The 19,303-nt window shown below is 73.6% G+C and carries 18 protein-coding genes; 6 read left to right on the top strand and 12 right to left on the bottom strand.

The window, feature by feature from the left end; translation table 11 throughout:
* Positions 1-60 precede the first annotated feature (60 nt).
* Both QNO26_RS01235 and QNO26_RS01230 read left to right on the top strand, forming a co-directional pair.
* Positions 61-1,023 (top strand): ATP-binding cassette domain-containing protein, encoded by a 963-nt coding sequence (locus QNO26_RS01235; RefSeq protein WP_257638638.1) that lies wholly within the window; start codon positions 61-63, stop codon positions 1,021-1,023.
* Complete coding sequence (locus QNO26_RS01230) at positions 1,020-1,853, top strand: ABC transporter permease (RefSeq protein ID WP_257532996.1); 834 nt, start codon at positions 1,020-1,022, stop codon at positions 1,851-1,853. The genes QNO26_RS01235 and QNO26_RS01230 overlap by 4 nt, the downstream gene beginning before the upstream one ends.
* Here the strand turns inward: QNO26_RS01230 and QNO26_RS01225 are convergent.
* Complete coding sequence (locus QNO26_RS01225; RefSeq protein ID WP_257638637.1) at positions 1,828-2,502, bottom strand: dihydrolipoyllysine-residue succinyltransferase component of 2-oxoglutarate dehydrogenase complex; 675 nt, start codon at positions 2,500-2,502, stop codon at positions 1,828-1,830. The genes QNO26_RS01230 and QNO26_RS01225 overlap by 26 nt on opposite strands.
* A 94-nt stretch (positions 2,503-2,596) precedes the next feature.
* On the opposite strand from QNO26_RS01225, the gene cofG reads away from it, so the two are divergent.
* The 4 genes from cofG to cofC are packed head-to-tail and all read left to right on the top strand — an operon-like array spanning position 2,597 to position 9,118.
* Positions 2,597-5,413 carry a 7,8-didemethyl-8-hydroxy-5-deazariboflavin synthase CofG gene (gene cofG, locus QNO26_RS01220; RefSeq protein ID WP_257638636.1) on the top strand — a complete coding sequence of 939 codons (2,817 nt, stop codon included), beginning with the start codon at positions 2,597-2,599 and terminating at the stop codon, positions 5,411-5,413.
* A complete protein-coding gene (locus tag QNO26_RS01215) occupies positions 5,410-6,900 on the top strand; it encodes a flavin-containing monooxygenase (protein WP_257638635.1) in 1,491 nt (496 codons plus the stop codon). The genes cofG and QNO26_RS01215 overlap by 4 nt, the downstream gene beginning before the upstream one ends.
* Positions 6,897-7,910 (top strand): glucose-6-phosphate dehydrogenase (coenzyme-F420), encoded by a 1,014-nt coding sequence (gene fgd / locus QNO26_RS01210; RefSeq protein ID WP_257532987.1) that lies wholly within the window; start codon positions 6,897-6,899, stop codon positions 7,908-7,910. The genes QNO26_RS01215 and fgd overlap by 4 nt, the downstream gene beginning before the upstream one ends.
* A 5-nt stretch (positions 7,911-7,915) precedes the next feature.
* Entirely contained in the window at positions 7,916-9,118 is a 1,203-nt protein-coding gene (cofC, locus tag QNO26_RS01205) for a 2-phospho-L-lactate guanylyltransferase (RefSeq protein ID WP_257638634.1), read from the top strand.
* Between the two features lie 101 nt (positions 9,119-9,219).
* Here the strand turns inward: cofC and cofD are convergent, their stop codons facing one another.
* From cofD to hemE, 11 genes are all read right to left on the bottom strand, one after another.
* Positions 9,220-10,191: a 2-phospho-L-lactate transferase gene (cofD, locus tag QNO26_RS01200; RefSeq protein ID WP_257532983.1), complete on the bottom strand. Its 972-nt coding sequence runs from the start codon at positions 10,189-10,191 to the stop codon at positions 9,220-9,222.
* A 472-nt stretch (positions 10,192-10,663) separates the two neighbouring features.
* A complete protein-coding gene (locus QNO26_RS01195; protein ID WP_257638633.1) occupies positions 10,664-11,980 on the bottom strand; it encodes a glutamate-1-semialdehyde 2,1-aminomutase in 1,317 nt (438 codons plus the stop codon).
* 42 nt (positions 11,981-12,022) lie between these two features.
* A complete protein-coding gene (gene hemB, locus QNO26_RS01190) occupies positions 12,023-13,006 on the bottom strand; it encodes a porphobilinogen synthase (RefSeq protein WP_257532979.1) in 984 nt (327 codons plus the stop codon).
* Positions 13,003-13,806 (bottom strand): uroporphyrinogen-III synthase, encoded by an 804-nt coding sequence (locus tag QNO26_RS01185; protein WP_257532977.1) that lies wholly within the window; start codon positions 13,804-13,806, stop codon positions 13,003-13,005. The genes hemB and QNO26_RS01185 overlap by 4 nt, the downstream gene beginning before the upstream one ends.
* Positions 13,803-14,801 carry a hydroxymethylbilane synthase gene (hemC, locus tag QNO26_RS01180; RefSeq protein ID WP_257638632.1) on the bottom strand — a complete coding sequence of 333 codons (999 nt, stop codon included), beginning with the start codon at positions 14,799-14,801 and terminating at the stop codon, positions 13,803-13,805. The genes QNO26_RS01185 and hemC overlap by 4 nt, the downstream gene beginning before the upstream one ends.
* A gap of 10 nt (positions 14,802-14,811) precedes the next feature.
* Positions 14,812-15,471, bottom strand: coding sequence for a hydrogen peroxide-dependent heme synthase (gene hemQ, locus QNO26_RS01175; protein ID WP_257532973.1), 660 nt, complete (start codon positions 15,469-15,471; stop codon positions 14,812-14,814).
* 76 nt (positions 15,472-15,547) lie between these two features.
* On the bottom strand, positions 15,548-15,844 hold the full coding sequence (locus QNO26_RS01170; RefSeq protein WP_257638631.1) for a hypothetical protein: 297 nt from the start codon (positions 15,842-15,844) through the stop codon (positions 15,548-15,550).
* On the bottom strand, positions 15,834-16,244 hold the full coding sequence (locus QNO26_RS01165) for a phage holin family protein (protein WP_257532968.1): 411 nt from the start codon (positions 16,242-16,244) through the stop codon (positions 15,834-15,836). The genes QNO26_RS01170 and QNO26_RS01165 overlap by 11 nt, the downstream gene beginning before the upstream one ends.
* 1 nt (position 16,245) lies before the next feature.
* Positions 16,246-16,632 (bottom strand): hypothetical protein, encoded by a 387-nt coding sequence (locus QNO26_RS01160; RefSeq protein WP_257532965.1) that lies wholly within the window; start codon positions 16,630-16,632, stop codon positions 16,246-16,248.
* A 98-nt stretch (positions 16,633-16,730) separates the two neighbouring features.
* Entirely contained in the window at positions 16,731-18,275 is a 1,545-nt protein-coding gene (locus tag QNO26_RS01155; protein WP_257638630.1) for a protoporphyrinogen/coproporphyrinogen oxidase, read from the bottom strand.
* Positions 18,272-19,300, bottom strand: a complete 1,029-nt coding sequence (hemE, locus tag QNO26_RS01150; RefSeq protein WP_257532961.1) for a uroporphyrinogen decarboxylase — start codon at positions 19,298-19,300, stop codon at positions 18,272-18,274. Before hemE ends, QNO26_RS01155 begins: the two co-directional genes overlap by 4 nt.
* Positions 19,301-19,303: the final 3 nt, after the last annotated feature.

Genomic DNA, 19,303 nt, shown 5'->3' with positions numbered 1-19,303 from the left:
GTAGCGGTTTCGCATTATCCCCCCATCCCGGCCAGACTGGGCACAAAAGAGAGGAAGCGCATGCCCGACGGACAAGTGCTCGAGTTCTCCGCCCTCACGAAACGCTTCGGTTCCCTGAGGGCCGTCGACCGTTTCACCGCCCGCGTGGAGCCCGGGCGGGTCACCGGATTCCTCGGCCCGAACGGCGCAGGCAAGACGACGACCATGCGGATGCTGCTGGGGCTCGTCCGCGCTTCCGAGGGCACCGCCACGATCGGCGGCACGCCTTACGCGCAGCTGCCTCATCCGCTGCAGAGCGTGGGCTCGGCGCTCGAGGCTTCGAGCTTCCACCCGGGCCGCACCGCCGCGGCGCACCTGACGGCGCTGGCACAGGCCTCCGATGTCCCCACCTCACGCGTCGACGAGACGCTCGGACTCGTGGGACTCGCTGATGCCGCGGGGCGCAAGGTCGGCGGCTACTCGCTCGGCATGCGTCAGCGGCTCGGCCTGGCCGCCGCGCTCATCGGCGACCCGGGTGTGCTCGTGCTCGACGAGCCCACCAACGGTCTCGACCCCGAGGGCATCCGGTGGATGCGTGACTTCCTCAAGGCTCTCGCCCGCGAGGGACGCACCGTCTTCATCTCCTCCCACCTGCTGACCGAGGTTCAGCAGACCGTCGACTCGCTGCTGGTCATCGCCCGCGGCCGCCTCGTCTTCGAGGGCACCATCGACGACCTCGCAGACCCGGCCGAATACGCCACCGTCGTCGACGCCCCCGACCGCGCCGCCCTCGCAGCGGCACTCGCCGCCGCGGGGATCGAGGCCGAGCCGCTGCGTGCGGGCCTGCGGATCGCCGCGGCCGAGCCCGCTCAGATCGGTGCCGTCGCGGCATCCGCCGGCATCGCGCTGTCGCTGCTGCAGCGGCAGGGACCGTCGCTGGAGCAGGTGTTCCTGGAGCTGGCCTCCGGCACCCGCACGCACCCGAGCGCGTTCCAGGAGCCCGCCCCGGCGGCATCGGCCGCGACGGAAGGGGGCGACCGATGAGCTTCATCGGCACCGTCAAGTCCGAGAACACCAAGCAGTTCTCCACCTCGTCGTGGTGGATCCTCGCCCTGGTGCTGCTGCTCTACGTGGGATCGACCGCGGCCGGGCTGGCGTTCTTCTTCGCCGCCGCGGCCACCGGCGCGCTGCCGGGCAGCGAGGGTGCTCCCGTGCTACCCGAGGAGAGCCTGCCGTCCGTGCTGTACTCCCTCGCCACCGCGATGGGCTACGTGTTCCCGCTCCTCATCGGCACGCTGATGGTGACCACGGAGATCCGGCACAAGACACTCACTCCCACCTTCCTCGCCACCCCGCGCCGTGGGCGGGTGCTCACGGCGAAGGTCATCGTGGGCATCGGTCTGGGTCTGCTGTACGGCGTGATCGGCATCGTGGCTTCGACGGGTCCGTCGGCCGGCCTGCTGGCGCTGCAGGGCGTCGACACGCAGCTGGGTGACACCGACATCTGGGCGATGCTCGGCCGCATGCTCGCCGCGTTCGTGCTGTGGGTGCTGATCGGCATCGGCGTGGGCGCGCTGGTGCGCAACCAGATCGTCGCGATCGTGGGCGCGCTGGTGTTCACCCAGTTCCTGGAGCCGGTCGTGCGCACCCTGGTGCCGCTGGTCGAGGGCGCCGGCGACATCGTGCAGTTCCTCCCCGGCGCCGCCTCGGATGCGCTGGTGGGCGCGAGCCTGTACACCAGCGCGATGGTCGACGCCGGCGGCGGGTCCGCACCGTCCCTCGAATGGTGGGCGGGCGGCCTGGTGCTGCTGGGCCTCGCCGTCGTGCTGCTCCTGCTCGCGCAGCTGTTCAGCTGGCGGCGCGACGTCGCCTGAGCGCGACGTCGTCTGAGCGCGACGTCGCCTGAGCGCGACTCGGTGTGAGCGCGCGGCTCAGGCTCAGCGCGAGGCAGGGCGGGTCAGGCTGTGGCGGGCTTGACCGGGCGTGCGGTGGCAGGCTTCGCCGGGCGTGCGGTGCGGGGCTTCGCGCCGGCACCGGCACGGCACCGGGCGCCGCCTTCGGCGACTCGGCCTCGGCGGGCGCCTCGGGCTCGTCGGCGGGCGGCTCCTCCGCGGCACCGGCGGTGGGAACCGCGCCCGTGGCGAGAGCCACGACATCGGCCGGCTGCTCGCCGGCATCCACACGCAGCGCCTGGATGAGGGCGAGGCCGTGGCGCGTGTTGAGCACGATGCGCTGGAACTCGGGGTGGCCCTCGAGGTCGATCACGACGCCGGGCAGGCGTCGGCGAACGATGACGAAGTCGACGCCGTTCACCGACTTCCAGGTGCCCATCGCGATGACGCCCGGCAGCCGGGTGCCCGGGCTCTGGATGCCGCGCAGCCAACTCCACGGGTCGTCGATGAGCTGCACCTTCGCGATCGTGTCGCGCGGCACGATGACATTCCCTTTGTGGAATGCGAGCAGACGCTCGGTGGCCGACAAGACGATCTCGAGTCGCGTCGAGTCCAGCAGGAGGGTCACCATGCTCCTAGTCTGCCAGCGACCTCGCCCTCGTTTGCTTACGGGACCGCAACGATCTGGCCGCCCCGCCCGCGGTTCACGGTGGGACACTTGACCGGTGACACTCCTGCAGCCTCCCCCCGCCGCGGCGACCGTCGACGACGCCCTGCGTCGCGCTGCGGCCGGCGAGCGCGTGGGGGTCGACGACGCCGAGGTGCTGCTGCACGCCACCGGCGACGAGTTCGAACGGATGCTGACGATCGCCGGCGCCCAGCGCGATGCCGGGCTCGCCGCCGCAGGACGCCCCGGCATCATCACGTATTCGCGCAAGGTGTTCCTGCCCCTGACGACCCTCTGCCGCGACCGCTGCCACTACTGCGTGTTCGTGGACACCCCCGGCCAGCTGGCCACCCTGCACAAGCCGCTCTACATGACCGAGGCGCAGGTGCTGTCGGTCGCGCGGCAGGGACAGGCGCAGGGATGCAAGGAGGCACTGCTCACCCTCGGCGACCGCCCCGAGGACCGGTGGCCCGCCGCCCGCGCCTGGCTCGATGAGCACGGCTACGCCTCCACGCTCGACTACGTCGGCCGCATGGCGCGGCTGATCACCGCCGAGACCGGGCTGCTGGCGCACCTGAACCCGGGGGTCATGACCTACGACGAAATCGTGGCACTGCGCCCGACCGCGCCGTCGATGGGCATGATGCTCGAGACGACATCGCGGCGCCTGTTCACCGAGCCAGGTCAGGTGCACTTCGGGTCGCCCGACAAGGACCCCGCGGTGCGGCTGCGGGTGATCGAGGACGCCGGGCGGGCACAGGTTCCGTTCACCACCGGCATCCTCGTCGGCATCGGCGAGACTCTGCGCGACCGCGCCGAGTCGCTGGTGGCCATCCGCGACGCCGACGACCGGCACGGGCACGTGCAGGAAGTGATCGTGCAGAACTTCCGCGCCAAGCCGCGGACGGCCGCGCAGTCCGCACCCGACGCCGGGCTGCGCGAGTACGTCGCGGCGGTCGCCGTCGCCCGGCTGGTGTTCGGGCCGGGGATGCGGGTGCAGGTGCCGCCGAACCTGTCGGATCCCGCCGAGTTCGACCTGCTCGTGCGGGCCGGAGCGGACGACTGGGGCGGGGTGTCGCCGGTGACCGCCGACCACGTCAACCCCGAGCGTCCGTGGCCGCACCTGGACGAGCTGGCCGCGCGCACCGCCGCGCTCGGCTTCGAGCTGCGGGAGCGGCTGACAGCCCACCCCGAGTACCTCCGCCGCGGCGAGCAGTGGCTCGACCCGGCGATGCACGCGCCGGTCGCGGCCCTCGCCGACCCGCAGACGTCGCTCGCTGCGGCGCCCGCCGCAGCCGCTGCTCCTTCTCCTGATCGCGCCGAGCCCGCCGATGCTTCTGCTGCCGCTGCCTCTGCCGACGGCCGCGTGCACAACGTCGCCACGGCGGCCGCCACGGCACCGTCCGCGGCCGAATTCGTCCCGCACGGCACAGTTCAGCGAGGTCCTGCACACGACGGCGCCGGCACCCGCGTTCCGGCCGAGGGCGGGACCCCCGTTTCGGCCGCCGGAAGCACCGGCGGCGCCCGGGCGCGGCTCGCCGAGCAGGCCGCCGCCGACCCGACCGCCCTCGGCGATGACGACTGGGCCCTGCTCCTCACGTCCACCGGCGCGGACCTCGAGGCGCTCGTCGCGACCGCGGACGACCTGCGGCGCTACACCGTGGGCGAGGCGGTGAGCCTCGTGGTGAACCGCAACCTCACCTCCACCGGCTTCCGCGCCGCGGGCGCGACCGCGCCGGGCGAGTTCGACCTCGCCGACGTCGGCAGGATCGCCGCGGACGCCGCCGACCTCGGCGCCACCGAGCTGTGCGTGCAGGGCCGCCTGCCCGACAGCGAGGATCCCGGTGCCTACCTGGACATCGCCCGCGCGGTGAAGCAGGCTGCACCCGGCATCCACCTGCATGCGTATCGCCCGCAGGACGTGTGGGATCTCGCGGAGCGCGGTGGCCTCGGCCTCGACGGCGCCCTCGCCGCGCTGCGCGAGGTGGGCGTGGACACCGTGCCGGGCACGGGCGTGAAGGTCGCCGCTGAGCGGGTGCGGATGGCTGCCTTCCCCACCGATCTCGAGGTGGACCGCTGGGTCGAGGGGATCTCGGCCGCGCATCGCCACGGGTTCCGCTCCACGAGCGTGCTGTTCTACGGCCACGTCGAGACCGCGCACGAGCGCATCGCCCACCTGCGCCTGCTGCGGCGCCTGCAGGAGGCCGCCGTCGCCACCGCATCCGGCGGAGGGTTCAGCGAGTTCGTGCCGATCCCCCTCCCCGGCCCCGCGGGGGGAGTGCCCCTCGTGCCCGGCCGCGCGGCGATCGACGAGCACCGCGCCATGACCGCCGTCGCGCGGCTGATGCTGGCCGGCGCCATCCCGCACGTGCAGGTGCCGTGGCCACGCGTCGGCGTGGATGCCGCCGCGGTGCTGCTGCACGCCGGCGCCGACGACCTGGGCGGCACCCTGCTCGACGGCCGGGTGCTCCCCGCCGCCGGGATCGAGCACGGCAGCGAGCTGCCCGTAGCGGATGCCGCCCGGCTCGCGGCCCGCCTGTTCCGCCCGTTCCGGCTGCGCACCACCGACTACGGCACGCCGCGCCCCGCCGCCCGCGGGGTCGCCGCCGCCCGCGGGGTCCCCGGCGCCCGCGGGGTCGCCGCCGGCGCTGCTCCGGTGTCACGAATGGCGGGTACCGCACACGACAACCGTGCGGATGCGACACTCGAGCAGCCCCAGCACGCTCTCCGCCCCGCCGGAACCTCCGCCCCCGCACCCGGGGCCGCTCCGGTGTCGCAAGTGGCGGATCCCGCACACGACAACCGTGCGGACGCGACACTCGAGCAGCCCCAGGAGGCGACCACGAACGCAGACGAACGCGGGGACGACCGGTGACCGAGCACGTCGAGGTCGCCGTCGTCGGCGCGGGGTTCGCGGGCCTCGGCATGGCCATCGCGCTGCGCCGTGCGGGGCGGTCGTCGTTCGTGATCCTCGAGCGCGCGGCATCCGTCGGGGGCACCTGGCGGGACAACACCTACCCCGGGGTCGCCTGCGACGTGCCGTCCCACCTGTACGGGTTCGCCACGCACCCGAACCCGGGCTGGTCGGCACGCTACGCCGCGGGGGCGGAGATCCACCGCTACCTCGAAGACGTCGCCGCCACCGAAGACCTCGGCGATCGGCTGCGACTGCAGACCCCGCTGCTGTCCGCGCAGTGGGATGCCGCCGCGTCGCGGTGGACGCTGGACACCGGCCGCGGGCCGCTCACGGCCGACGCCCTCGTGCTGGCGTGCGGGCGCCTGACGGAGCCGTCCATCCCCGACATCCCGGGGCTCGAGAAGTTCGACGGGCCGATCTTCCACTCCGCCCGCTGGGACCACGGTGCCGACCTCGCCGGGCGCCGGATCGCCGTCGTCGGCACCGGCGCCAGCGCCGTGCAGCTCATGCCCCGCCTGGCCGAGACCACCGCGCAGGTGACCCTCTTCCAGCGCACCCCCGCGTGGATCGTCCCCCGCGACGAGCGCGCCTACGACGACGCCGAGCGGGAGCGGTTCGCGACGCACCCCGAGGAGCTCGCGGCGCTGCGCGCGGCGCTGTACGTCGAGGGTGAGGCCCGCTTCGCCTCCCGATCCGGTGACGCCGCTGCCTCCGCCGCCGCGCGCCAGGTCGCCCTCGATCACCTCGCCGCACAGGTGCCCGACGCCCGGCTGCGCGCCGCGCTGACCCCGCAGTATTCGTTCGGGTGCAAGCGGGTGCTGCTCTCCGACGACTTCTACCCCGCCGTCGCCTCGCCCGCCGTGACGCTGGAGCCCTCGGCTCTGGCCGCCGTCGACGACGACGGCGCGCTGGTCGCGGCATCCGGAACCCGGCACCGAGCCGATGCCCTGGTGCTGGCCACCGGCTTCGTCTCGCAGCGTCAGCCGTACGCCGAACTCGTGACCGGCGAGCAAGGGCTCACGCTTGCGGAGCACTGGTCCGACGGCATGACCTCGTTCGCCTCCACCGTCGTCGCGGGCTTTCCGAACCTCTTCGTGCTCGACGGCCCGAACGCCTCACTCGGCCACAATTCGTCGGTGCTGATGCTGGAGGAGCAGGCCGCCTACGCGGTGCGCGCCCTCGCCCAGCGCGCGCAGGCGCCCGGAGGCGTGCTGCGGGTGGACCCGCAGGCCGAGGCCGCGTACACCGCCGAGATCGACCGGGCCGCCCGCACCACCCCCTGGCTGACCGGGGGATGCCGCAACTGGTACGTCGACCGCGGCAGGCTCACCCTGCTGTGGCCGGGCACGGTCGACGCCTTCCGTGCCCGGCTCGCCCGCGCCGACGGCACCGAGTTCACGACCATCCCCGCCACCGCCGGCGGGGACGAGAGGAGATCGTCATGACCGTGCCCTTCCGTCTCGGGTACAAGGCGTCAGCCGAGCAGTTCGCACCGGGCGAGCTGGCCGACTTCGCCGTGCTGGCCGAAGAGGTCGGCTTCGACTCGGTGTTCATCTCCGACCACTTCCAGCCCTGGATGCACGAGGGCGGCCACGCCCCCGCCGCTCTCCCCTGGCTCGGTGCGGTGGGGGCGCGCACCTCCCGGGTGCTGCTGGGCACATCGGTGCTCACCCCGACGTTCCGCTACCACCCCGCCGTGATCGCTCAGGCGTTCGCGACGCTCGGGGTGATGTTCCCGGGGCGGATGATCCTCGGCGTCGGCACCGGGGAGGCGCTGAACGAAGTCACCCTCGGCCTGGACTGGCCCGACCCGCCCGAGCGCTTCCAGCGCATGAAAGAGGCCATCACCCTCATCCGAGAGCTGTGGGCGGAGGAGCGGGTGACGTACGAGGGCGACTTCTGGAGCGTCAAGGATGCCACCGTCTACGACCGCCCCGACCAGCCGGTGCCGATCTACATCGGCGCGTCCGGACCGGCCGCGACCCGTCTGGCCGGTCGCATCGCCGACGGGTGGATCACCACGAGCGGCAAGGATCCGGCGCTGTACACCGACAAACTGCTGCCCGCGCTGAAGGAGGGTCTCGAGAAGGGCGGTCGCACCCCCGACGATGTCGACACCCTCATCGAGGTGAAGGTGTCCCTGGCGGACACCCGCGAGGAGGCGCTGGATAAGACGCGGTTCTGGGCACCGCTCGCGCTGTCACCCGAGGAGAAGACCGGCATCCACGACCCCATCGAGATGCAGCGCCGGGCAGCCGAGCTGCCGATCGAGCGCGCGGCGTCGCGCTTCATCGTCTCGACGGATCCGGACGAGCACGTCGAGCAGATCGCCCGCTACGTCGATCTCGGCTTCCGCCACCTCGTGTTCCACGACCCCGGCTTCGACCAGGAGGGGTTTCTGCGCACCTACGGTGCCGAGATCCTGCCCCGCCTGCGCGCGCGGTTCGGCGGCTGATCCCCATGGTCGGCGGGTTGGAAGCGACGGATGCCGGGCGGGTCGGCCCAGATGAGGCTGTCGCCGCCGCTCGCGACGGTGAGCCTGCCGAGGCGGGGTGGATCGTCGTCGTTCCGGTGAAACCGGCCGAGACCGGCAAGTCGCGGCTGGCGGTGCCGGGGATCGACCGTCAGGCGCTGGCCCGCGCGATCGCCCGCGACACCATCGCCGCGGCCGCCCGTACTCCGGGGGTCGAACGGGTGGTCGTCGTCAGCAGCGATCCGGATGTCGCGGCCACGGTGGCCGGCGCTGCCGGCGCCGCCCCGGTCGAGGTCGTGGGCGATCCCGGCGAAGGACTGGACGCCGCCGTGGCCATGGGAGCGGCGGGATTCTCCGGACGCGCCCGCGCCGCCCTGCTGGGAGACCTGCCGGCGCTGCAGCCGGTCGAGCTGGCGAACGCGCTGCGCTCCGCAGGCCGTCACCGGCGGGCCGTGGTGGGCGATGCCATCGGCACCGGGTCGACCCTCGTGACCGCCGCCGGCGGGCTGGCCTGGCGATCCGCGTTCGGCGCCGGCTCGTTCGGGCGACACCGCAAGCTCGGTGCCGTTGCGGTGACGGCACCGGCGGCATCCGGTCTGCGCAACGACGTCGACACCGCCCAGCAGCTGCGCACGGCCGAGGAGATCGGGGTGGGACCGCGCACCACCGCGCTGCTGCACTCGGCTCGCAACGACCGCGGTGCGGTGCTCACGACGGCTCGGCTGCGGCTGCGGGATATGCAGGAGAGCGATCTGGACGCGATGGCCGGGCTGCTGGGCGACTCCAGCGTGATGCGGTACTACGCCGCGCCGTACACCCGCGAGCAGGCCGCCGACTGGATCGCCCGCAACCGGAGCCGCTACCGCGCCGACGGCTTCGGCCTGTGGATCATCGAGGACCACGACGGCGGGTTCGTCGGCGACTGCGGCCTCACCTGGCAGCGGCTGGGCACGCACCGGGTGCTGGAGGTCGGCTACCACGTGGCTCCGCGCTTCCAGCGGCGCGGCTACGCCACCGAGGCGACGGCGGCGGTGCGGGACCTCGCGCGCACGCTCGGGTTCGACGAAGTGCGAGCTCTCATCCATCCGCGCAACGCCGCCTCGACACGCGTGGCCACGAAGATCGGCATGCATCGGGATGCCGAGGGCTCCGACCTCGCGGGCATCACCGTCATGCGCATGGAGCTGTAGGCGCGGGGCCGGTCGGACGGGGGCCGGTCGGACGGGGGCCAGTCGGACGGGGCGGTCGGACGGGGGCCGGCCCGGCGGGGGCCGGTCGGACGGGGGCCGGTTCAGACCGCCACGGCGGCGAGCGCGGCGTCGGCCATCGCGGCGGATGCCGCGACGTCGCGCATCCACAGCGGAGCGACGACCGCGCGCATCCCGAGCGCATCGATCGCGGCAGCGAGGTGCGCGTCCTCCTCCGCGATCAGCCAGGCATCCAGCAGCCCGCCCTCGGAGCGGGCCCCGTAATGCGCCGCGACGGCGGCTGCCGAGGTCTCCACGCCGATCGCGGTGAGGCAGACGTCGGCCATCCCCCGCACCACGGCGCCGCCGATGATGGGGGAGACGCCGACGACGTGCGCCGATGTGAGGGCCAGTGCCTCCCGGATGCCGGGCACGGCCAGGATCGGACCGATCGACACGACGGGGTTCGACGGCGCGAGCAGCACGACGTCGGCATCCGCGATCGCTTCGACCACGCCCGGAGCGGGCAGCGCGGCCTCGATGCCGGGATGGTCGAAGCCCAGCGGCGTGAGCTGCGCGCGATGGCGGGTCCACCACTCCTGGAAGTGCAGCACGTCGCCGCCGACCACCCGCACGTGGGTGTCGACCTCCGTGTCGGTCATCGGCAGCATCCGCACCCCGAGCGGCCAGCGGCCCGAGAGCCGCTCCACGATCTGCGTGGGGGTGAGGCCGTCCCGCAGCCAGCCGGTACGGGCGAGGTGGGTGCCGAGGTCGAGGTCGCCGAGGGTGAACCAGGGCCAGCCGGCTCCCCACTGCTGCAGCTCGGCGTTGACGCGCTCGGTGTCGCCGTCGCGCCCCCAGCCCCGCTCGGTGTCGTTCACCCCGGCGAGCGCGTAGAGGATCGAGTCGACGTCGGGCTGCAGGCGCACCCCGGAAAGCCACAGGTCGTCGCCGGTGTTGACGACCACGGTCGCCTCCGGCCCGTTGCGACGGGCGAGGGCGTCACGCACGCCGAGGGTGAACTTCGAGCCGCCCACTCCGCCGGCGAGGACCACGACGCGAGGGGAGGATGCCACGCCACCAGCCTACGGCCGCCCCGGGCCTCGGGGCCCGCGGCCTGGGAGCCTGGAGCCTGGAGCCGGGAGCCTGGTAGCCGGGAGCCGGGAGCCGGGAGCCGGGAGCCGGGAGCCGGGAGCCGTTCGTGTGTCACGAATGGCGGGTGCTACGGCACGCCACCGTGCGGATGTGACACTCGAGCAGCCCGCTCGCCCCGCGCCCGGGCGCCAGCGCCGCTCCGGTGTCACAAATGGCGGGTGCTACGGCACGCCACCGTGCGGATGTGACACTCGAGCAGCCCGCTCGCCCCGCGCCCGCTCGCCAGCGCCGCTCCGGTGTCACGAATGGCGGGTGCCGCGGCGGGCCACCGTGCGAACGCGACACTCGAGCAGCCCGCGACCTCACGGCCCCCGACCTCGCGACCCACGGCCCCGCGCCCGCGGGGGTCAGGCCGCCACGACCTCGCGCCCCGCGCCCCCGCGCCCGCGGGGGTCAGGCCGCGGCGGCGGCGCGCGCGGCCGCGGGCAGCGCGTCGACGATCCGCGCGAGCGCGGCATCGTCGTGCGCGGCGGTGAGGAACCACGCCTCGTACACGCTCGGGGGCAGCGACACCCCGGCATCGAGCATCGCGTGGAAGAACGGCGTGTACCGCGCGGCCTGCTGCTGCAGCGCCTCGGCGTACGACCGCGGCGCCTCCGGCAGGAACGCCACACCGAACAGCGATCCCGCGCGCGGCACCGCGTGCTCCACGCCTGCCGCAGTCAGCGCCGCGTCGAGCGCGTCGGCGACGACGGATGCCGCGGCATCCACCCGCGCGTAGACCTCCGGCGTGGCCCGCTCGAGCGTCGCGATGCCCGCGGCCACCGACAGCGGGTTCCCCGACAGCGTGCCGGCCTGGTAGACGGGTCCGACGGGGGCCAGCATCTCCATGACGTCGGCCCGGCCGCCGAGGGCCGCCAGCGGCATCCCTCCGCCGACGACCTTGCCGAAGGTGAACAGGTCGGGCGTGTACTGCTCGCCGGCGTCCTGCTGCAGGCCCCAGAATCCGGCGGGGTGCACCCGGAACCCGGTGAGCACCTCGTCGAGGATCAGCAGCGCACCGTGATCGTGCGCCAGCGCGGCGAGCCCGGCGTTGTATCCGGGAAGCGGCGGCACCACGCCCATGTTCGCCGCGGCGGCCTCGGCGATGACCGCGGCGATGCGGTCGCCGTGCACCGCGAAGGCCTCCTCGACCGCGGCGAGGTCGTTGTAGGGGAGCACCAGGGTCTGCGCCGCGATCGGCGCAGGCACTCCAGCCGAGCCGGGCAGGGCGAGGGTCGCGACCCCCGACCCCGCGGCGGCGAGCAGCCCGTCGGAGTGCCCGTGGTAGTGCCCGGCGAACTTGATGAGCAGGTCGCGCCCGGTGTACCCGCGTGCCAGCCGGATCGCGGTCATCGTCGCCTCGGTGCCGGTGGACACCAGGCGCACGCGCTCCACAGGGCGCCGGTCGCCGACCGCCACTCGCGCCGCGATGCGGTCGGCCAGCTCCACCTCGGCACCCGTCGGCGCCCCGAACGACAATCCGCGGGATGCCGCGTCCTGCACCGCGGCGACCACGCCCGGCTCGGCGTGGCCGAGCAGCGCCGGACCCCACGAGGCCACCAGGTCGACGTACTCCCGACCGGCGGCATCCGTCACGTGCGCACCCCGCGCCGAGGCGAGGAACCTGGGCGTGCCGCCCACGGATCCGTAGGCGCGCACCGGCGAGTTCACGCCGCCGGGGATCACCTCGCGCGCGTGCGCGAACAGCTCATCGTTTCTGTCGTTCATCGATCACTCTCTCGTGCGTGGCCGGGCCGCGCCGCGGGGTGCTCAGCGGTCGGCGCGCAGCCAACCGGCGGCCTCGACGGCCCAGTAGGTGAGGATGGCGTCGGCGCCGGCTCGGCGGATCGACGTCAGTGACTCGAGGATGGCGCCGCGACGGTCGATCCAGCCGTGCGCTGCGGCCGCCTCGACCATCGCGTACTCGCCGGACACCTGGTACGCCCACACCGGCACATCGACGGCGGCGCGCACGTCGGCCAGCACGTCGAGGTAGGGCAGGGCGGGCTTGACCATGACGATGTCGGCGCCCTCGGCCACGTCGGTGACGGCTTCGCGCACACCTTCGCGGCCGTTGCCCGGATCGAGCTGATAGGTGCGACGGTCGCCCTGCAGTTGCGAGTCGACGGCCTCGCGGAACGGCCCGTAGAACGCTCCGGCGTACTTCGCGGCGTAGGCGAGGATCAGGGTGTCGGTGAACCCCTCGGCCTCGAGCGCGGCGCGGATGTGGGCGACCTGGCCGTCCATCATCCCCGAGAGCCCCAGCAGGTGCGACCCCGCCCGCGCCTGCGCGAGCGCCATGGCGGCGTAGCGCTCGAGAGTGGCGTCGTTGTCGACGGCGCCATCGGCACGCAGCACTCCGCAGTGGCCGTGGTCGGTGAATTCGTCCAGGCACAGGTCGGTCTGCACGACGAGGGCGTCGCCCACCTCGGCGACGAGGGCCTCGGTGGCGACGTTCAGGATGCCACGGGGGTCGTCCGCCCCGGAACCGGTCGCATCCCGCACCTCGGGCACGCCGAAGAGCATGATCCCGCCGACGCCGCCCTCGGCGGCCTCGGCAGCGGCCCGGCGGAGGGAGTCGAGGGAGTGCTGCACGACGCCCGGCATCGAGCCGATCGGCGACGGCTCGGTCAGACCCTCGCGGACGAACGCGGGCAGCACCAGGCGGCTGGGCGCCACGTCGGTCTCGCGCACGAGCCGGCGCACCGCCGGCGATTGCCGCAGCCGCCGTGGTCGGTGTGCGGGGAAACTCATGGCACGGTCTCGTCGGCGGAGTGCGGGAGGGCGAGGGCGGAGAGCGCGCCGATGAGTGCCGCGACGGTCTGCTCCGCGGCGACGACGGTGACCGGCAGTCCCAGCTTGCGCGCATCCTCGGCGGTGCGGGGGCCGATCGCCGCGAGCACGGTGTCCTCGGGGATCGCCGGGAACTGCTCGCGCACCTGCTCGGCGACCGAGCCGCTGGTGATGAGGATCGCGTTGATCCGGCCGCTCTGCACATCGAGGGCGATCTTCTCGGTCACCGGCACGCCGACCGTGCGATACGCCACGACGCTGCGCACGCGGTGGCCCGCCTCGGCCAGGCGCTCGGTGAGCACCGGCTTGGCGATCTCACTGCGCAACGTCAGGATGTCGCGAGCCTCGGCCTCGAGGGCGATGAGCTGATCGGCCATGCCTGAGGCCGAGTTGTCGATCTCGGGCACCAGGTCGACCTTGTAGCCGACCGCCGCGAGCGCCGCAGCGGTGGTCTCGCCGACCGCAGCGACCTTCGTCGCGGCAGGGATGCTCGCACGATAGGCGTAGAGCACGTCCACCGTGGTGGCGCTCGTGATCGTCAGCCAGTCGAACGTCCCCGCGGCCAGGTCGGCCAGCGACTGCTCGAGGGTCGCCTGGTCCGTCGAGGGAGCGAAGTTGATCAGCGGCGCGATGACGGGGGTGGCGCCCTGTGCCCGCAGCGTGGCGGCAACGCCGTCCCCCCAGGGCCCGCCGCGCGGCACGAGCACCCGCCAGCCGCTGAGCGGCTTGGCCGGTTGCGATTGCCAAGGGGCTGTGTTCATGGGGTCGACTCTCGTGGTACCAGACCGGCTGCTCCACCTTCGAGCAGCCGACGAGCGGTTTCCGACCCGGCGCGTACGGCGTACGCGATCGGGCTCGCGTCGTCGGCAGCATCCGCACCATCGCCGCTGCCTGTCGTCCCACCATACTCCTGCGGGAGGGGGTCGGCTCTGTCGCACGCGATGCGGCGACTTCCGTCGAGCGCGTAGACGACGGCGTTGAGGCGCAGCGATCCCCCGGCGAGCTCGGCGTGCGCTCCGACCGGCGCATGGCAGCCGGCCTCGAGCGCGGCGAGGACCGTCCGCTCGGCGGTCACGGCCACACGGGTGTCGAGGTGGTCGATACGCGCCAGCGCCGCCATCAGGTCGGCGGGGCCATCGGCCAGGGTCTCGATCGCCAGCGCCCCCTGACCGGGGGCGGTGGGCCAGGATGCCAGGCCCAGCGGCTCGAGACCCAGGTCACCGAGGTCCAGTCCGATGCGGGAGAGGCCCGCCGCCGCGAGCACCACGGCATCCAGCTGCCCGTCGCGCACGCGCTGCAGCCGCGAATCGACGTTGCCGCGCAGATCGTGCACGTCGACGCCGGGGTTGCGGCGGATCACCTGTGCGCGGCGCCGCGGCGAGCCGGTGCCCACCCGCGCACCGGCGGGCAGGGCGTGCAGGGGCGCGCCGTCGCGGGTGACGACCACGTCCCGGGCGTCCTCCCTGACCGGGATCGCGGCGATCACGAGTCCCGGCGGCTGGGTCGTCGGCAGGTCCTTCAGGGAGTGCACGAGCAGGTCGCACTCTCCGGCCAGCAGCGCCTCGCGCAGTCGGGTGGCGAAGACCCCGGTGCCGCCGATCTGCGACAGCGAGGCGCGCGAGACGTCCCCCTCGGAGACGATCGGGACGAGCTCGACCGGCCGGCCGGCGACGGCGGCGAGGGTGTCGGCGACCTGCTGGGACTGCGCGGTGGCCAGGGCGCTGCGGCGGGTGCCCAGGCGGAACGGACGGCTCATCGCGGCATCCTCACCGCAGCACCTCGACCAGCTCCGCGGGCGTGACCAGGCGCCCGGTGAAGAACGGCACCTCCTCGCGCACGTGGCGGCGGGCCTCGGTGTACCGCAGCTCGCGCATCATGTCGACGAGGTCGGTCAGCTCGTCCGCTTCCATGGGCAGCAGCCACTCCCAGTCGCCGAGGGCGAAGGATGCCACGGTGTTCGCGGTGACGCCGGTGAACGCGGCGCCCTTGCGCCCATGGTCGGCGAGCATCGCGCGGCGCTCCTCCTCGGGCAGCAGGTACCACTCGTAGCTGCGCACGAAGGGGTAGACCGTCAGCCACTGCTTCGCGGGGATGCCCCGGAGGAAGCCGGGCACGTGAGCGCGGTTGAACTCCGCATCGCGGTGGACGCCCATCGCGCTCCAGGTGGGCAGCAGCGGTTCGAGCAGCGCGGTGCGGCGGAGTCGTCGCAGGTCGCGCTGCAGCCCCTCGGCGGTCGGCCCGTGCAGCCAGATCATCAGGTCGGCGTCGGCGCGCAGGCCGCTGACGTCATAGAACCCGCGCACGGTGGTGCCGTCGGCCGCCAACTCGGCGACGACCTCCTCCAGCTCCGCGGGACGGTCGGCGGTGATGGGGCGGGACGGGTCGCGCCGCAGGACGGACCACAGGGTGTAGGCGGTATCGGACATCACTCAAGTGTCCCCCGCGCTTCGCGGCATGCCAAACCGTCGGCACGCGGCGGCGCCGACGGAAGGGCGATGACGATCAGCGCGCGATGAGACGGACGATGCCCCACACGGTCACACCCACCGCGACCGCGACGGCGGCCGTGACCGCGAGGGCGGCGCTGGGGTTGCGGCGTGCGAAATCCCGTGCGTCCTCGATGCTGCGGTCGGCGGCCTCGCCCACGCGCTTGGGCACGTTGGCTTTCTCCTCGATGGCCGCGAGCGTGGCCTTCAGTTCGGCGCGCGCCTGCTCGACCGGGTCGGCGATGCCCATCGGCACGGCGGTGCGGGGCACCGGCAGGGGCCGGGATGCCGGGAGGGCTCGGTCAGTACTCATTCACAGCGTCCTTCACGATCTTGGCGTCGGTGGCGATCGCCTGACCCGGATTGCTCCGGTTCGACATCTTGCGGAAGCGCAGGAGTCCCAGCAGAGCGAGCACCACCACGATGAGCAGCATCACGACGAAGACGACCAGCGCAGAAAGCCAGGCCGGCCACCAGGACGACAGCCCGATGATGGCGAAGGCGCCGAGGGCGGGGATCGACCAGAACAGCATGATCAGCGCCGCGACCATCCACAGGCCGCCGATGCCGGCATCCTTGCCCGTCTTCATCGCCCAGGCCTTCGCTGCGGCCAACTCGGCGACGACCAGGTTGCGCACCAGTTCGGGCAGATCGCCGATCAGCGTCAGCAGACTGTCGTCGCTTCGGTCACGGAATCCGCGGGGCGTGGTCATGTCAGTCGTCCGCGGCCTTCTTGATGTCGTCGATCGCGTCGTGGGCGGCCTTCTTGACCTCGGCGGCGGTCGTCTCGGCGCCCGCGGCGACCTCGTCGACCGACTCCTTGCCCGCGGCCACGGCGGCGTCCAGACGCTGACCGGCAGAGCCGCCGCGGCTGGTGGCGGCCTTGGTCACCTTGACCGCACTGTCCCACACCGCGGTCGGAAGCGCCATGACGGCCGACTTGCCCAGTTCCTTCGCCTTGTCCACCTGCTTCTGAACCGGCTCGGTGTCCCAGATCTTCATCGCCTGCTGCTTGATCTGGTCGTAGCGTTCCCGGCCGGCGCGCGTGCCCAGAACATAGCCGGCGGCCATTCCGATGATGAGTCCTACTTTGCCCCTCATGGGGTCTCCTCACGCTCGTTGGGGATGCTTCGTCGACCCCAGGCTAGCCCTGTATTCCCTTCCCGGCATCCGGGGTTGCGCGCGAGGGGCGGGGTGGGTTAGTCCTCCGCGCGCCCGGGACCCCACAGCGCCTCGCGACGCACGCGCTCGGCTTCGGCGATCGCGTCGGGCACGACCTGGGCGAGCCCGGTGCCCGACAGCCAGGCGCCGGTCGCCGCAAGACCCGGAACCGCCTGCACCGTGGCACGGGCGGCGGCGGTGATCGCGGCGCGCCCGAGGGCCGCCCCCGGCTGCGCCTGCACGTAGCGCTCGCGGTGCGCCGCCCGCAGCTGCGCGGGCTGCAACGGCACCCCCAGCAGCGCGGACGCCTCGGCGAGCGCGAGCTCGGCGGCGTGCGCGTCATCGAGCGCCTCGGTGGCGGGCGCCTCGCCCTGCGCACCGAACGACACCCGCAGGATGTGGTGGTCGGTCGCCTCCCGCAGCCACGACCACTTCGCCGTGGAGTGGGTCAGGGCCTTGGCGGTGTGGGAGCCGGGAACCGTGAGCACACCTGTCCCACGGGGCGGGGTGTCCAGTTCCGGCGCGTCCACCACGAGGGTGACGATCTCGACGACCGGTGCGGTCAGGCTGCCGATGTCGAGACTCGGCACGACCGGCGACAGCAGGTGCCGCGCCTGCGCCTCGGGGGTGGCGACGATCACGATGTCCGCGGCGAAGCGGCCGGCGGCGGGGTCGGGCGCAGCGGCCGAGCCGGCATCCGGGCCGGCCGGGTCGACCGCGTCGCTCCCCGCGACGGGGCCATCGGCGGGGACGGGGCTGTCGGCGGGGTCGGCCACGATCAGCCACCCGTCGCCGTCGCGCTCGATGCTCTGCACCGGCATGTCGGTGCGGAGGTCCGCGCCGAGGTCCTCCAGCCGTGCGCGCAGGGCGTCGACCAGGCGGGTCATGCCGCCGGCCAGTCCCTGCACGGCCGCGCCGGGGGTGGCCGTCGCGCCGCCGCGCAGCTGGCCGACGGCGCCCGAGAGCGAGCCGGTGCGCGTGAGGGCGTTGTTCAGCCCGGGAGCGGCGAGGTCGACATCGATGTCATCGGGCCGCGCCGAGTACACCCCCGTCGTGACGGGGGCGACGAGGCGGTCCAGCACTTCCGGCCCCATGCGCCGGCGCACCAGGGCGCCGAGACTGCGCTCGTGGCCGATGGTCAGCGGCGGCCGCAGACGGTCGACGTAGGCGCGCCAGGCGCCCCGCCAGCCGATGACCCGGCGCACGTCGTCGGCGAACGGGTTGGCCGGGATGCCGAGCACACCGCCGGCCGGCAGCGGGGCAGCACCACCGTGCGGCAGGCCCGCGACCCAGGCGCCCCCGCCGGCGGGCGCGACGACCGCATCGGAGAGCCCGAGCTCGGCGATCAGGTCGGCCACGGCACCACCGCGTGTGGCGAAGCTCTCGGCGCCGACGTCGACGCGCACGCCGTCCAGCTCGGCGGACCGCACGACCCCGCCGAGGCGGTCGGACGCCTCGAGCACCGTCACCGGCATCCCGACCTTGGCGCACTCGAGCGCGGCGACGAGGCCGGCGACGCCTCCCCCGACGACGACGACGCGGGTGTGGTGGGCGGTGGAGAGGAGGTCATCGGCGTCGGTCATGCGTCCTCCCCGTGGGCGAGGGCGACGATGCGGGTGAGCACGGTCGGGTCGGTCTCGGGCGGCACGCCGTGACCGAGGTTGAGGATGTGCGCCCGGGCGGCGCCGCCGCGGGCGATGACGTCGCGCACGTGGGCGGACAGCACCGGCCAGGGAGCCGTCAGCAGCGCCGGGTCGATGTTGCCCTGCAGAGTGACGTCCGGCCCGAGGATGGCGGCGGCCTCATCCAGCGGAGTACGCCAGTCGACGCCGACCGCATCGGCCAGCCCGTCCAGACGCATGTCCCTCAGCAGGTGCGCCGTGCCGACGCCGAAGTGGATGCGGGGCACGTCGGCGCCGGCGAGCGCCGCGTGGGAGTGGGGGGCGATGAAGACGCGGTAGTCGGCAGCCGACAGCGACCCCGCCCACGAGTCGAAGAGCTGCACGGCGGCGGCGCCGGCATCCGTCTGCACCTTCAGGAACGCACGGGACACCTCGGCGAGCCAGCCGGCCAGGCGATGCCAGGCATCCGGGTCGGCATGCATCATGCCGCGGGCGCGCAGGTGCTCCTTCGACGGACCGCCCTCGACGAGGTAGGCGGCCAGCGTGAACGGCGCCCCGGCGAAGCCGATGACCGGCACGTCGCCGAGCTCGCGGGTGACGATCCCGATGGCCTCGGCGATGGGGGTGGATGCCGCGGCGACCGCCTCCGGCTCGATCGCGGTCACGCGTGCGACGTCGGCCGTGGTGCGCACGGGGTCGGCGAAGACCGGGCCGCGCCCCGGCTGGATCTCCACCTCGATGCCGGCGAGCTTCAGCGGCACGACGATGTCGCTGAAGAACACCGCCGCATCCACACCGTGGCGGCGCACAGGCTGCAGGGTGATCTCAGCGGCCAGCGCCGGGTCGAGGCACGCGTCGAGCATGCGGGTTCCGACGCGCAGCTCCCGGTACTCCGGCAGCGAGCGGCCGGCCTGACGCATGAACCAGACGGGAGGGCGTTCCGGGCGGTCGCCGTGAAGGGCGCGCAGAAGGGGGGCGGTGGCCATGGA

Source organism: Microbacterium sp. zg-Y1090 (assembly GCF_030246945.1).
GTDB lineage: Bacteria > Actinomycetota > Actinomycetes > Actinomycetales > Microbacteriaceae > Microbacterium > Microbacterium wangruii.
The sequence above is the reverse complement of the archived record's forward strand: the minus strand, read 5'-3'. Positions and strand labels throughout refer to the sequence as shown.